The sequence below is a fragment of the Streptomyces sp. NPDC003077 genome, assembly GCF_040611095.1.
Classification (GTDB): domain Bacteria; phylum Actinomycetota; class Actinomycetes; order Streptomycetales; family Streptomycetaceae; genus Streptomyces.
Window position 1 is genome coordinate 61,277 of the sequence record NZ_JBEXNM010000026.1, and the last position, 13,559, is coordinate 74,835.

Sequence of the window (13,559 nt, forward strand, 5' to 3'; positions counted from 1 at the left end):
ATCGGCTAGAGCGACATTCATCGGGGCAGGGCGGGTGGCGCGGGCCGGTTCACACGATGTGCCGGACGAAGTCCAGGCCGTGCGCCTCCCAGTTCTCGCGGCTGTAGGAGATGACGTGCACGTCCTGCGGTTTTCCGTACCGGAAGACGTACTCCGGCAGGACGGCCTCCGCCCGCATGGCCTTCGTGTGGTGTCCGAAACCGATCCGCGCGAGCGTCGGATCCACCACCTCGAAATACACCTTCCGCGTCCGCCACATGGAGAACGCGAAATTCACACTCAACGCGTTGACCTCGGACCTTACGTCCTCCGGGGTACCGGGGCGGAGATGGACCTCGGCGCGCAGATGCCCGGCCGGCTTGAGCTCGGAAAGCGTACTGAAGCCGAGCAGGTCGTCGCTCTCCGTGCCGTGCACCATAAAGCACGCCCACAGCCCGGCGCCGAATTTTTCCACATAGGCGTCGAGCATCGGAAGCGGGCCGATCCCGCTGCGGAATAGAATATCGTAGGCCGCCGGCGCGTCATCGCGTCCGGCGGGTTTCAGCCGGATTCGCCTGCTTTCTATGTGCGGGTACAGCATGCGTGCGCCCCCTTGGTTTTACGGCGTGCGAAATGGATCGGCGAGTGAACCAATCACGGGCCACCCGGGGTGTCAAGCGATGACGGCCCCGGCTAATTCGGCGTCCCGCCGGCGGGACGCCGTGGGGGCTTCCGGCCTGCGGTTACGCGTTTCCCGTGATTCCCGGCGTTGACATCGGCACCGGGTGCTTGCGTAGTGTCTCGGCTTGTCGCCGGAATTCGAAATGAAGGGTGCCGACAGCGAATGACGAATAATGGGCTCGTACAGAACGGATTCTCCTCCGAGGGCCTCGACCCGGAGGTCATCGACGCACTGGAGAAGGAGGTGCGGGAGACCGCGGTCATGATCTGTGCCGAGCAGCCCGACATCCCGGAGCCGCACAGCATGACGGACCTCGACTCGTTCTCCTTCGTCGAAACGCTCCTGGAGCTGGAGAACAAGCTGGAGCGCAAGCTCATGGAGCACCTCGACGAGTTCAAGGGGAAGACGTTCCGGGACCTGGCCGTGGCCATCGCCCGCGTTCAGGAGGCGCAGGACGCGGCGGGCGGGAAAACGGCCGAGGCCGGTTCCGGGAATTCGTAAGGGGGAAGCGTCCGCGGCGGAGAGTGAGCCCTCAGATGGCAACAATTCCACGCACCGGAAAAGGGATACTCTCCGCTGTAGGGGGGACCCCGCTTGTGCGTCTCGAACGACTCTTCCCGGATTCTCCCGCCCGGTTCCACGCCAAGCTCGAAGGCATGAATCCCGGCGGGAGCATGAAGGACCGGGCGGCCCTGAGCATGGTGCGGGGCGCGCTGGAGAGCGGCGAACTGGTCCCGGGGCGCTCCACCGTCGTGGAATCCAGCTCCGGGAACCTCGGGGTGGGCCTGGCGCAGGTCTGCAACTGGTTCGGCCTGCGGTTCGTCTGCGTGGTCGACCCGAAGACGACCCCGCAGCACCTCGCGACCCTCAAGGCCTACGGGGCCCGGCTGGAGCTCGTCACCACCGCGGACAACGACCAGGGCGACTACCTGTCGGCCCGGATCGAGCGGGCGCGGCAGCTCGCGGCGGAGATCCCCGGCGCCTTCTGGCCCAACCAGTACGCGAACCTCCTCAACGCGCGGGCCCAGGAAGGGACGATGCGGGAGATCGCGGAGGCGCTGGACGGGAAGGTCGACTACCTCTTCGTCGCCACGGGGTCCTGCGGCACGGTCCACGGCTGCGCCCGGTACATCGCCGAGCACGGCATGGACACCCACGTCGTGGCGGTGGACGCGGTGGGCAGCGCCATCTTCGGCGAGGTCACCTGCCGGCGGCTGATCCCCGGCCACGGCGCGGCCCGCCGCCCGGCCCTGTACCAGGAAGGGCTGGCCGACTCCGTCGCCCGCATGACGGACCAGGACTGCGTCGTCGGCTGCCGCCGGCTGGTGCGGGCCGAGGCGATCCTCGGCGGCGGGTCGTCGGGCGCGGTGGTGCGGGCCGCCGAGCAGCGGGCGGCCGGGCTGCCGGAGGGCGCCGACTGCGTCCTCGTCCTGCCTGACCGAGGGGAGCGCTACGTGGACACCGTCTACTCCGACGCCTGGGTCCAGGAGCACTTCGGCGACATCGAGCACCTCTGGAAACGCTGAGGGACGCGGCTGCCCGGTGGCGCGGGCACCGCTCGCCGGGCCCGCCGGGGGCCCGGCACCCGCGGGCCGTGTCCCGGACCGGCCCGGCCCGGCGTCCGCGGGGCCCGTTCGCGGTGCGGCCCGGCCCGGCACCCGCGGGTTTCGGACGCGGTGCGGACGAAATACCACCTGCGTGTTTAGAAGCCTTCCAAACACCTTCCAGAACAGGTCTGCAAGGCTCCTGATCAACCCCGCGCAGGAACCCATGGATTGGAACCAGTGAGATGCCGAGCATCAGTCACGCCGAAGGAGCCAAATCCCTTCAGGCGACGCGCCAAAGGGTCCACAGGGCGCCGTACGCGAACAACGGCACGGCACCCCGGCGCACGCCGCAGCCCGGTATGGGTCCCGGGCTGGGCAACCGCGCCGTGACCCGGCGGACCGCACTGCAGATTCCCCAGGGAATGCCGCTCCCGGAATGGCGCGACCTCGGACGGCACATCTTCCTCATAGCGAATTCGTCGGCCTGGTGGCTCGGAGATTGGCTGATCTACGGGCAGGCCCAATATCCCAACCGTTACAAGCACGCGATAGCGGAAACCTCGCTGGATTACCAGACACTTCGGAACTACGCCTGGGTCGCCCGCAGGTTCAGCCCCGAGCGGCGGCACGAGAAGCTGAGCTTCCAGCACCACGCCGAAGTCGCCGGGCTTCCGCCGGAAGGCCAGGACATGTGGCTCGACAGGGCGGAGAAGTTCGCCTGGTCCAAGACCGAACTGCGCCGGCAGATCCGCAAGAGCCGGCAGCCGGAACCCGAGGTCGAGGACGTCGTGCAGTTCCAGGTCAGCCTGGTCGCCGACCAGAAGCAGCGCTGGGAGGCCGCCGCGGAGAGCGCGGAGAAGAACCTCGCCGAATGGATCATCTCGACCCTCGACAAGGCGGCCACGATGACGCTCGTGCCGGGGGAGCGGGAAGACGAGCCGAAGGCGCTGCCGGAACGGGGCATGACGGCATGACCGAGGCAGCACCCGCGGCGGCCGGCCCGGCCCCCGCCGTCCCCGGGGAACTCCTGCGGCTGCGCCCTCCGCGCCACCGGCTCGAACGGCGCAGCATCCTGTGGTGGACGGTCTCGAACCTGTGCAAGGGGCTCGCCGTGCTCGGCCCGCTGGGCCTGGTGTACGCCTTCTACGCGCCGTCCAGGCCCTGGCTCGAACCGCTGCTGGTGCTGCTCGGCGTCGTGTGGGTGCTCCAGGTGTCCGTCGCGCCGTCCTGGCGCTATTACATCCACCGCTGGGAGACGAGCGAGGAGGCCGTGTACTCGCTGCGCGGCTGGGTGGTCCGGGAGTGGCGCTTCGTGCCGGTCTCCCGCATCCAGAGCGTCGACACCGTACGCGGCCCCCTCCAGCAGCTCTTCGGCCTCGCGACGCTGCGGGTGACCACGGCGTCCAAGCAGGGACGGATCAAGATCTCCGGCCTGGACGCCGAGATCGCCGAGCGGCTCGCCCACGAGCTGACGGAGCTGACCCAGGCGACGCCGGGGGACGCGACGTGAGCGGCCGTACCGCCCGTGAGGCCGATGACCGGGACGAGGTCGTGGCCGGTGGTGGGACCGGGGCGGTCGGGGCTGCCGGGCCCGCCCCGGCCGCACACACGGCGGACGAAGCGGTGCCCGACCAGGCCGACGGCACGGCGGACGAAGCCGTCCCCGAGCCGATCGGAGACCCCGAAGCCGCCCTCGTCCCCTGGCTGCGCCTGGACCTCCGCATGGTCTGGACGGAACTCGCCCTCTTCCTCCTCTCCCTGCTGCCCAGCTACCTCACGCTGTTCCTGCTGGACCTGCAGCCGGGCGAGCCCTCGGTGTGGGCGTCCTTCGCCGCGACCGTGGTGGGTTCGATGCGTCCGCTGCGCAACCTCCTGCGCTGGGTGAAGACGAGGTACCGGATCACCGGCCAGCGGGTGGAGCTGCGCGTCGGCGTGTTCTACCGCAAGTACCGCTACGTCTCGCGGGACCGCATCCGCAGCGTGGACATCACCGCCCGCTTCTCGCACCGGCTCGTCGGCCTGCGGGTGCTGCACATCGGCTCGGGCGAGCGGAAGGCCTCGCTCGTCCTCGACGCGGTGTCCCTGCCGACGGCCAAGCGGCTCCGGCGCGAACTCCTCGGCCGGCACGCCGCGCACCCCGTGGAGCCGCAACCGGAGGCCGTCCCCAGCGCTACGTCGGACCGGGACGGGACCGCGACGGCGAATCGGGACGGGACCGCGACGGCGAATCAGGACGGGACCGCGACGGCGAACCAGGCCGGGACCGCGACGACGGACCAGGACGAGACCGAGCTGGCCCGGCTGAGCTGGTGGTGGCTGCCCTACAACCTCGTCAACCTCTGGGCGTTCTTCGTCGGGGGCTTCCTGATCCTCGCCGTCACCTGGTCGCTGTTCGTCATCGGCATCGACCTGCCGAAGGCCGTCGAGCCGATCATCGGCAAACAGGATCTGAGTTCCGGATGGACCATCGCGCTGCTGGTCGGCGTGGTGCTGGTCGTCGGGATCGCCGGGCTCGCCGGCGCGTTCATCACGGAGAACTACGCCTTCCGGCTCGTCCGCAGAACGACCGAGACCGGAACGGCGCTGGTCACACGCCGCGGGCTGTTCCAGACGCGCGAGGTGTACCGGGACGACGCGCGGCTGCGCGGCATCCACCTCAGCGAACCGCTGTTCTGGCGCTGGATCGGCCTCTCCGAGACGGAGGTCATCTCCACGGGGCTGGGCGGCTGGTCGCTGAAGGACGAGCCGGCGAGCAGCATCCTGCCGCGCGGCCCGGTCAAGGAGGCGCGGCGGGTCGCGCGGCTGGTGCTGAACGACGACGTGCGCCCGCTGGAGGCGCCGCTGCGGCGGCACCCCAAGGCCGCGCTGTTCCGGCGGATGTGGTGGGCGCTGCTCGTCCCCGGCGGGTTCGCGGGCGTGCTGGCCTGGCTGGGCCGGACGGGCGCGGTCGCGTCCTGGGCGTGGCTGGTGCCGGTGGCGCTGCTGCCGGTGGCCGCCGTGCTGGCCAACGTCGCCTACCGCTGCCTCGGGCACACGGTGACCGGCCCCTATGTCGTCCTGCGCAACGGACTCCTCAGCCGGTCCACGACCGTCTTGCAGAAGAAGGCGGTCATCGGGTGGACGGTGCGCCAGTCCTTCGTTCAGCGATGGCTCGGCCTCGTGACGATCCGGGTGTCGACGGCCGCGGGCTACGGCACGTACGAGGCGCCCGACGTCGGCACGAAAAAGGCCATTCCCTTCATCCGCCAGGTGAGCCCGGAGCTGATGTCCCCGTATGTGGAAGAAGAGGCGGAGCGGCCAAGTCCCCATTCCCCCTAGCAACGGATTCGAAGAATGATGTGGGAGACCATACTCGGCAAGGATTTCCGAGTGAGCGCGCTCGGACTCGGATGCAGTTCCATGTCCCACGGCTACAACCCGGAGGAACGGGACGACCGCGAATCGTTCGAGGTCGTGCGCCGGGCGGTGGACCTGGGCATCAGTCTTTTCGACACCGCCGATGTGTACGGCCCGTACGCCAACGAGGAATTGGTGGGCGGCGCGCTGCGCTCCTGCCACAGCAAGGCCGCCGTGGCCACCAAATGCGGACTGGTCCCCGCTCCTGACGGCACCCTGCGCAGGAACGGCCGCCCCGAATTCCTGCGCCGCGCGTGCGAGGCCTCGCTGCGCCGGCTCGACCGGGAGGTCATCGACCTCTACCAACTGCACCGCGTCGACCCCGCCGTCCCCCTGGAGGAGACCTGGGGAGCCCTCGGCGAGCTGGTCACGGAGGGCAAGGTGCGGGCGCTGGGCATCTCGCACGCGACGGTGGACGAACTGGCGCGCATCCACGCGGTGTTCCCGCTCACGGCCGTGCAGTACGAGCTGTCCGTGTGGTCCACGGAGAGCCTGGGCACCGTGCTGCCGTGGTGCCGGGAGAACGGCGTGGGCTTCCTCGCGTTCGCGCCGCTCGGCCGCGGCTACCTGACCGGGATGGTCGACGGGGGCAGCCTGGCCGCGGCCGACTCGCGTCGGCGCGACCCCCGGTTCGGCCCCGACGCCCTCCGCGACAACCGGGCGATCGTGGAGGGGCTGCGCGCGATCGCGGAGCGGCACGGCGCCACCCCGTCCCAGATCGCGCTCGCCTGGGTGCTCGGACAGGGCACGGACATCGTCCCGATCCCCGGCACCAAGCGGCTGCGCTGGCTGGAGGAGAACGTCGCCGCCACGCAGATCGAACTCACCGAGCAGGACCACAAGGAGATCGCCGCACTGCCCACGGCAACGGGCGAGATGAGTTGGGACCGGGAACGGTTCCCCGCCGCATTGGAGTAGCCCCCATGTTTCCGCACACCGAGTCCCGCCGGGTCAGGCTGGATCCGGCGACCGCCGACAGCGCGCGGGAGGCCATGCTGGGCACCCTGCTGCGCACCGGCATCGAGAGCCTGCGCCCGTCCGACGGACCCGCCGGGCTGATGGCCAACGCCTGCGCGGCGTTCCTCGTCCGGCAGCGGGCGAGCGGATCGGTCCTGGGCTTCAGCGTGCTGCACGGCCTCAACCCCGCCGGGCACGTGAAGTGCGGGATCTACCTCGACCCGGAACGGACCCGGCTCGGCCTCGGGGCCGAGGCGGCGCACCTGACGTACAACTACGCCTTCGCGGTGTTCGCCATCGAGAAGGTGATCGTGCAGACGACGCAGGCGAGTTTCGCCTCCTTCGGCCTGAAGGACAACGCGCCCAGGAAGACGGCGGTGCTCGAAGACCATCTGTATTTCCGCGGTCGCCACTGGGACCTGCACACCTATGAAATCCGCCGTGAGGAATGGGAGTACCGCGTCAGGCGGCAATTGGACGACAGATTGCTGCCGCACGCGCGGAGCTGGCGTATCAGTCCGGGGTGACGGACCGTCGCGCCGGAGCGGTCTCCCGCGCGGCGCGCCCGGGATGCACACCCCCTTTCCCCATTTCCGTTTTCCCTTTTCCCTGCCGCCTCATTTGCCGAGCGGCAGACGCACCTTGGAGACAAAGGAGAGCCTGTGGCACGCCAAGAGGCGAAGCGGCTGGTGGTGCTCGGAGCCTCGGGGCTCCTGGGTACGGCCGTAGCCCGTGAACTGGCCGCGCGGCCCGTCCGGTTGCGCCTCGTCGGCCGACGGCCGGCCCGGGTCCCCCGGGGGTGTGCCGCGGACGTGGAGATCCGCCGGGCGGACCTCACCGAACCCGGCGCGGTCGCCGAGGCCATCGAGGGCGCCGACGCGGTGTTCCACCTCGCCGCCTACATGGCGGGCCCGAACGCCTGGCGGGTGGACGGCACCGACACCGCGGCCGAGCGGGTCAACGTCGGCACGGTCCGGGACCTGGTCGCCGCCGTACGAGCACGCCGGAGCGGCCACGAGCCGCCGCCTGCCGTGCTGTTCTCCGGCGCCATGTCGCAGTGCGGCGCGCCGGTCGCGGGCGCCCGGCTCACCAACGAGATACCGGACAAGCCGCTGTCGGGCTACGACCAGCAGAAGACCGACGCGGAGCGCGTGCTGCTCGACGCCACGGAGGAAGGGCTGATCCGCGGCGTCTCGCTGCGCCTGGCCACGCTCTACAGCCAGGGCACCGATCCGATCCGGCTGGACCGGGGGGTGGTCGCCGCCATGGCCCGCCGGGCGCGCGCGGGAGAGCGGCTCCAGATGTGGCACGACGGCACGGTCCGGCGCGACCTGCTGTGCGTGGACGACGCGGCCCGGGCGTTCGGCGCCGCGCTGGACGCGGTGGACGCGCTGGCGGGCCGGCACTGGCTCGTCGGGACGGGGCAGGGGACCAGCGTCGCCGAGCTGTTCGGCATGATCTCCCGGCGCGTCGCCGCGTACCTGGAGACGGACCCCGTGCCGGTGGTCACCGTTCCCCCGGTCGCGCACACGCTGCCCACGGACGGGCTGGACTTCGTCGTCGATCCCGCCGCGTTCCACGCCGCCACGGGATGGCGGGCGGAGGTCCCGCTGGCGGCCGGTGTGGAGCGGGCCTGCCTCGCCGTCGCCCGGGAGCGGGGCGCGGACGGGTCCCCGCAGGACGAGCCCAGGCAGGACGAGTCCCGGCCAGACGAGTCCCGGCAGAACGAGACGACGGGCTGAGGGGGGAGATTCGTATGCGCGTTCTCTTCGTCACGTACGCGGAACGGACCCACTTCCTCGCGATGGCCCCGCTGGCCTGGGCGCTGCGGACGGCCGGGCACGAGGTGCGGTTCGCCAGCCAGCCGGCTTTCGTCGACGAGATCACCCAGGCGGGGCTGACCGCCGTGAGCGTGGGCCGGCTCCGCGACCCGGCGCGGATGATGGAGCTGGCGCCCGACGCGCACGGCGTGGGCCGGGTCGGGCTGCCGGAGCCGTACGACACCGCCACCCGGCCTCTTGAAGAGGTCACGTGGGAGCCGCTGCGGGACGCCTACACCCGCCAGGTGCGGTACTGGCACCGGCCGGAGAACGTCCCGATGCTCGCCGACCTGGTGGAGTACGCCCGCGCCTGGCGGCCGGACCTGGTGATCTGGGAGCCGACCACGTTCGCCGGCTCTGTCGCGGCCAAGGCGTGCGGCGCCGCCCACGCCCGGCTGACGTTCGGCCTGGACGTCTACGGGGTGACCCGTGAGCGCTTCCTGCGCCTCAAGGCCATGCAGCCGGCCGCCGAGCGGGCGGACCCGCTGGCGGACTGGCTGGCCTCCTACGGCAGGAAGTACGGCTTCGCGTACTCCGAGGACATGGCGACCGGGCACTTCACGATCGACCAGTTGCCCGGCTCACTGCGGATGGAGGCCGAGGGCCTGCGCTACGTGCCGATGCGGTACGTTCCGTACGGCGGCCCGGCCGTCGTGCCCGAGTGGCTGCGGGAGGCACCGCGACGGCCCCGGGTGGCGCTGACCTTCGGCATGGTCGCGACCGAGCGGTTCGACGGCTATGTCGTCGGGGTGCGGGACGTCATGGACTCGCTGGCCGATCTGGACGTGGAGGTCGTCGCGACCATCGCCGCGTCCGAGCAGGGCACGCTCGGCACGGTGCCGGACAACGTCCGCGTCGTCTCCTACGTGCCGCTGCACGCCCTCGTCCCCACCTGCTCCGCCGTGATCCACCACGCGGGCTTCGGCACCCTCTCGACCACCGCGCTGCACGCCGTGCCGCAGCTCCTGCTGCCCTGGCACTTCGACGAACCGGAGCTCGCCCGGGGGCTCGTGGCGCAGGGCGGCGCCCTGTGCGTGCCGGCCGCCGAGGCCACGGGGCCCGCGGTGCGGGAGCAACTCGTGCGCCTGCTGGGCGAACCACGGTTCGGCGAGGGCGCGCGGGGGCTGCGCGATCAGCTCCTGGGGATGCCGTCGCCCAACGAACTGGCGGCCCAGCTTGAGGCGTTGACGCTGTCTACGCCTCGGTGATCACACACCCCTGGTGACTGAACCCCTCGCGGTGCCCTCCACCGCTCCCCCTCGCCCGACCCACCCGACCGACCCACCCACCGACAAGGAGTCCCCGTGCGGGTCCTACTCGCCGTCAACCCCGAAAAGTCGATCTTCCAGTACATGGCGTCCACGGCCTGGGCGCTGCGTACCGCGGGCCACGACGTGCGCGTCGCCAGCCAGCCGGAGTTCGCCCAGGTCATCACGCAGGCGGGGCTGACCGCCGTCCCTCTGGGCAGCGACCGCAACCCCTGGCGCATCACCGCGCACCGGCCGCAGGACCGGGCGGCGCTGCGGGTCGGCGTGCCCGCGCCCTACGACGCCTTCGAGGACCCGGCCAAGTCCACCTGGGAGTACCTGAAGCCTGGGATGCTCAAGGCCACCAAGGGGTGGCACCGGATCAGCAACTTCCCGATCATCTCGGACCTGGTGGAGTTCGCCCGGCACTGGAAGCCGGACCTGGTGCTGTGGGAGCCGCTGACGTACGCCGGTCCGATCGCGGCGAAGGCCGTGGGGGCGGCGCACGCCCGGCTGCTGTTCGGGGTGGACGTGTTCGGCGGCGTGCGGCAGCGGTACCTGGAGCTGATGCGGGAGCACGACGACCCGGCCGACCCGCTGGGCGAATGGCTCGCCGGATACGCCCGCAAGTACGGCTACGAGTTCTCCGAGGACATGGTCACGGGCCACTTCACCCTGGACCCGTTCCCCGGCAGCCTCCAGATCGAGGCGCCCGGCCTGGACTACGTGCGGATGCAGTGGGTGCCCTACGGGGGCCGGGCCGAGATCCCGCGGTGGCTGTGGGAGGCGCCGAAGCGGCCCCGGGTGGCGCTCACCATGGGCCTGAGCGCCACCGAGATCTTCGACGGCTACACGATCTCCATGCAGGACGTGCTGTCCGCGCTGGGGGACCTGGACATCGAGGTCGTGGCGACGGTGGCGGAGAGCGAACAGCGGCGCCTGACCCACATCCCGGACAACGCCCGCCTGGTGCCCTATGTGCCGTGGCACGCCCTGGTGCCCACCTGCGATGTGGTCATCCACCACGCGGGGGCGGCGACCCTGGCCACGACCAGTCTCAGTCCGGTGCCGCAACTGGCCCTGCACTACCACTACGACCAGCCGCTGTTGGGGCGTCTGCTGGCGGACACGGGTGCCGGTCTGGAGATCCACACCAGCCGGGCCACCGGCGCGAACGTGCGCGAGGCGGTGCAGCGCCTGCTCAAGGAGCCGTCCTTCCGCCAGGGCGCCACCCGCCTGACGGAGGAGATGCGGGCCCTGCCCACCCCCAACGAGCTGGTGCCGCGCATCGAAGAACTCACCCGCCTCCACGCCACCCACTGACCCCCGCCGTCCGGACCCGGAAAGGGAACCCCATGCGCGTACTGCTCACCACCTACCCGGAGAAGAGTTTCTTCCAGGCGATGGTCCCGCTGGCCTGGGCCCTGCGCACGGCGGGGCACGACGTCCGGGTCGCCAGCCAGCCCGAGCTGGTCGACACCATCACCCAGGCCGGGCTGACCGCCGTGCCCGTCGGCCGCAACCGGGGCATCTGGCGGGTGGCCGAACTCGACCCGGACGCGCGCGAGGCCTCGCGCGAGGGCCTGCCCGCCCCGTACAACGCGGTCGAGCTCGGCCCCGAGGGCGTCGACTGGGAGGCGATGCGCGACGGGTACCGGCACCACGTCCGGCGCTGGCACCGGTTCGACAACTTCCCGATGATCGAGGACCTGGTGTCGTTCGCCCGGCAGTGGCGGCCGGACCTCGTCCTGTGGGAGCCCACCACTTACGCCGGGGCCATCGCGGCCAAGGCGTGCGGCGCCGCGCACGGGCGGCTGCTGTGGAGCATCGACGTGTTCGCGGTGGCCCGCGAGCAGTACCTGCGGCTCGACGCGGAGCGCCCCGCCGGGCAGGGCGAGGACCCGCTCGGCGACTGGCTGGCCTCGTACGCCCGGAAGTACGGGTTCGAGTACGGCGAGGACATGATCACCGGCCAGTTCACCATCGACCAGCTCCCCGACGCGCTGCGCCTGGAGGCCGGCGGGCTGGACTACCTCCCCGTCCGGTACGTGCCCTACGGCGGCGCGGCCTCCGTGCCCCGGTGGCTGTGGACGGCCCCCGAGCGCCCGCGCGTCGCGCTCACCCTCGGCATCACCGCGACCAACCGGTTCAGCGGCTATGTCGTGGGCGTGCAGGACGTCCTGGACGGGCTCGCCGACCTGGACGTGGAGGTCGTCGCGACCATCGCCGCGTCCGAGCAGGACAAGCTCGGCACGGTGCCGGACAACGTCCGCGTCGTCTCCTACGTGCCGCTGCACGCCCTCGTCCCCACCTGCTCCGCCGTCATCCACCACGCGGGACCGGGCACGCTGCTCACCACGGCGCTTGGCGCCGTCCCCCAGGTGTGCGTGCCGTGGGACTTCGACGAGCCGGAGCTCGCCCGGCGGCTGGCCGCGCAGGGTTCCGCCGAGACGCTGCTCGCCAGCGAGGCGACCGGCCCGCTGGTCCGCGAGCGCGTGGAGCGGCTGTTCGACGAGCCGTCCTACCGGGAGCGGGCGCTCGCCATGCGCGAGGAGATCCGCGCGCTGCCCAGCCCGAACGCGCTGGTCCCGGCGCTGGAGGAGCTGACCGTCAAGCACCGGGCGCCCGGCCGCTGAACCCCCGAGAAGGAGCTGTCCCATGCGCGTCCTCTTCGTCACCAACCCGGAGAAGACGATCTTCCGCTACCTGGCGCCGCTGGCCTGGGCGCTGCGCACGGCCGGCCACGAGGTGCGCTTCGCGGCCCAGCCCGCCTTCGCCGACACGATCACCGATGCCGGGCTGACCGCGCTGCCCGTCGGCATGGACCGCGACCAGTGGCGGTGGGCCGCCATGGCGCCGGACGAGGTGGAGGCCGCGCGGGCGGGCATCCCGGAGCCGTACGACGTGCTGGAGCACCCGGAGAAGGAGTCCCTGGAGTACCTGCGGGACGGCTACCGGGTGGCCGTCCGGCACTGGCACAAGATGGAGAACTTCCCGATCGTCTCGGACCTGGTGGAGTTCGCCCGGCACTGGAGGCCGGACCTGGTGCTGTGGGAGCCCACCGCGTACGCGGGCGCCCTCGCGGCGAAGGCCGTGGGGGCGGCGCACGGGCGGCTGCTGTTCGGGATCGACGTGTTCGGCGGCGTGCGGCAGCGCTACCTTAAGCTGATGCGGGAGCACGGCGACCCGGCCGATCCGCTGGGGGAGTGGCTCGCCGGATACGCCCGCAAGTACGGCTTCGCGTTCTCCGAGGACCTCACCACCGGGCACTTCACGATCGACCAGCTTCCGGGCTCGCTCCAGATCGACACCGGGCTCCCCTATGAGCGGGTGCGGTGGGTGCCCTACGGGGGCCGGGCCGAGATCCCGCGGTGGCTGTGGGAGGCGCCGAAGCGGCCCCGGGTGGCGCTCACCATGGGGCTGAGCGCCACCGAGGTGTACTCGGGCTACACGATCTCGGTGCAGGACGTGTTGTCCGCGCTGGGGGACCTGGACGTCGAGGTCGTGGCGACGGTGGCGGAGTCCGAGCAGCGCCGCCTGACGCACGTCCCGGACAACGCCCGCCTGGTCTCGTACGTGCCGTGGCACGCCCTGGTGCCCACCTGCGATGTGGTCGTCCACCACGCGGGGGCGGCGACGCTGGCCACGACCAGTCTCAGTCCGGTGCCGCAGCTGGCCCTGCACTACCACTACGACCAGCCGTTGCTGGGGCGTCTGCTGGCGGACACGGGCGCCGGGCTGGAGATCCACACCAGCCGGGCGACCGGCGCGAACGTGCGCGAGGCGGTGCAACGGCTGCTGAAGGAGCCGTCCTTCCGGCAGGGCGCCGCCCGCCTGACGGAGGAGTTCCACGCGCTGCCCACCCCCAACGAGCTGGTGCCGCGCATCGAGGAACTCACCCGCCTCCACGCCACCCACTGACCCCCCCCCG

General features: G+C 71.4%; 13 protein-coding genes. 12 read left to right on the forward strand and 1 reads right to left on the reverse strand.

Annotated elements, in window-relative coordinates; all coding sequences use genetic code 11:
- Nucleotides 1-49: 49 nt before the first annotated feature.
- Nucleotides 50-580 (reverse strand): hypothetical protein, encoded by a 531-nt coding sequence (locus ABZX96_RS19230; protein WP_355545853.1) that lies wholly within the window; start codon nucleotides 578-580, stop codon nucleotides 50-52.
- Nucleotides 581-823: 243 nt separating this feature from the next.
- Here ABZX96_RS19230 and ABZX96_RS19235 point away from each other — a divergent pair, with 243 nt between their 5' ends.
- The 12 genes from ABZX96_RS19235 (at nucleotide 824) to ABZX96_RS19290 (ending at nucleotide 13,549) form a co-directional block, all read left to right on the forward strand.
- Nucleotides 824-1,162, forward strand: coding sequence for a hypothetical protein (locus ABZX96_RS19235; RefSeq protein ID WP_355545855.1), 339 nt, complete (start codon nucleotides 824-826; stop codon nucleotides 1,160-1,162).
- Between the two features lie 35 nt (nucleotides 1,163-1,197).
- Nucleotides 1,198-2,187: a 2,3-diaminopropionate biosynthesis protein SbnA gene (gene sbnA / locus ABZX96_RS19240; RefSeq protein ID WP_355545857.1), complete on the forward strand. Its 990-nt coding sequence runs from the start codon at nucleotides 1,198-1,200 to the stop codon at nucleotides 2,185-2,187.
- Between the two features lie 380 nt (nucleotides 2,188-2,567).
- Nucleotides 2,568-3,182 carry an LmbU family transcriptional regulator gene (locus ABZX96_RS19245; RefSeq protein WP_355545859.1) on the forward strand — a complete coding sequence of 205 codons (615 nt, stop codon included), beginning with the start codon at nucleotides 2,568-2,570 and terminating at the stop codon, nucleotides 3,180-3,182.
- Nucleotides 3,179-3,718 carry a PH domain-containing protein gene (locus tag ABZX96_RS19250; protein ID WP_355545864.1) on the forward strand — a complete coding sequence of 180 codons (540 nt, stop codon included), beginning with the start codon at nucleotides 3,179-3,181 and terminating at the stop codon, nucleotides 3,716-3,718. Before ABZX96_RS19245 ends, ABZX96_RS19250 begins: the two co-directional genes overlap by 4 nt.
- A complete protein-coding gene (locus ABZX96_RS19255; protein WP_355545866.1) occupies nucleotides 3,715-5,526 on the forward strand; it encodes a PH domain-containing protein in 1,812 nt (603 codons plus the stop codon). Before ABZX96_RS19250 ends, ABZX96_RS19255 begins: the two co-directional genes overlap by 4 nt.
- 51 nt (nucleotides 5,527-5,577) lie before the next feature.
- Nucleotides 5,578-6,522, forward strand: coding sequence for an aldo/keto reductase (locus ABZX96_RS19260; protein WP_355545868.1), 945 nt, complete (start codon nucleotides 5,578-5,580; stop codon nucleotides 6,520-6,522).
- A gap of 5 nt (nucleotides 6,523-6,527) precedes the next feature.
- Nucleotides 6,528-7,088 carry a GNAT family protein gene (locus ABZX96_RS19265; protein ID WP_355545870.1) on the forward strand — a complete coding sequence of 187 codons (561 nt, stop codon included), beginning with the start codon at nucleotides 6,528-6,530 and terminating at the stop codon, nucleotides 7,086-7,088.
- 135 nt (nucleotides 7,089-7,223) lie between these two features.
- Nucleotides 7,224-8,303 carry an NAD-dependent epimerase/dehydratase family protein gene (locus ABZX96_RS19270; RefSeq protein WP_355545872.1) on the forward strand — a complete coding sequence of 360 codons (1,080 nt, stop codon included), beginning with the start codon at nucleotides 7,224-7,226 and terminating at the stop codon, nucleotides 8,301-8,303.
- 14 nt (nucleotides 8,304-8,317) lie between these two features.
- Nucleotides 8,318-9,589: an activator-dependent family glycosyltransferase gene (locus tag ABZX96_RS19275; protein WP_355545874.1), complete on the forward strand. Its 1,272-nt coding sequence runs from the start codon at nucleotides 8,318-8,320 to the stop codon at nucleotides 9,587-9,589.
- 96 nt (nucleotides 9,590-9,685) lie between these two features.
- Complete coding sequence (locus ABZX96_RS19280; RefSeq protein WP_355545876.1) at nucleotides 9,686-10,951, forward strand: activator-dependent family glycosyltransferase; 1,266 nt, start codon at nucleotides 9,686-9,688, stop codon at nucleotides 10,949-10,951.
- A 32-nt stretch (nucleotides 10,952-10,983) separates the two neighbouring features.
- Nucleotides 10,984-12,264 (forward strand): activator-dependent family glycosyltransferase, encoded by a 1,281-nt coding sequence (locus ABZX96_RS19285; RefSeq protein WP_355545878.1) that lies wholly within the window; start codon nucleotides 10,984-10,986, stop codon nucleotides 12,262-12,264.
- Between the two features lie 22 nt (nucleotides 12,265-12,286).
- Nucleotides 12,287-13,549, forward strand: coding sequence for an activator-dependent family glycosyltransferase (locus tag ABZX96_RS19290; RefSeq protein ID WP_355545880.1), 1,263 nt, complete (start codon nucleotides 12,287-12,289; stop codon nucleotides 13,547-13,549).
- Nucleotides 13,550-13,559: the final 10 nt, after the last annotated feature.

Bases quoted from the DNA above. Each gene is read 5' to 3' on its own strand.
- sbnA (WP_355545857.1), top strand. From the start codon at position 1,198: ATGGCAACAATTCCACGCACCGGAAAAGGGATACTCTCCGCTGTAGGG.
- ABZX96_RS19265 (WP_355545870.1), top strand. From the start codon at position 6,528: ATGTTTCCGCACACCGAGTCCCGCCGGGTCAGGCTGGATCCGGCGACC.
- ABZX96_RS19235 (WP_355545855.1), top strand. From the start codon at position 824: ATGACGAATAATGGGCTCGTACAGAACGGATTCTCCTCCGAGGGCCTC.
- ABZX96_RS19250 (WP_355545864.1), top strand. From the start codon at position 3,179: ATGACCGAGGCAGCACCCGCGGCGGCCGGCCCGGCCCCCGCCGTCCCC.
- ABZX96_RS19275 (WP_355545874.1), top strand. From the start codon at position 8,318: ATGCGCGTTCTCTTCGTCACGTACGCGGAACGGACCCACTTCCTCGCG.
- ABZX96_RS19230 (WP_355545853.1), bottom strand. From the start codon at position 580: ATGCTGTACCCGCACATAGAAAGCAGGCGAATCCGGCTGAAACCCGCC.
- ABZX96_RS19290 (WP_355545880.1), top strand. From the start codon at position 12,287: ATGCGCGTCCTCTTCGTCACCAACCCGGAGAAGACGATCTTCCGCTAC.
- ABZX96_RS19285 (WP_355545878.1), top strand. From the start codon at position 10,984: ATGCGCGTACTGCTCACCACCTACCCGGAGAAGAGTTTCTTCCAGGCG.
- ABZX96_RS19245 (WP_355545859.1), top strand. From the start codon at position 2,568: ATGGGTCCCGGGCTGGGCAACCGCGCCGTGACCCGGCGGACCGCACTG.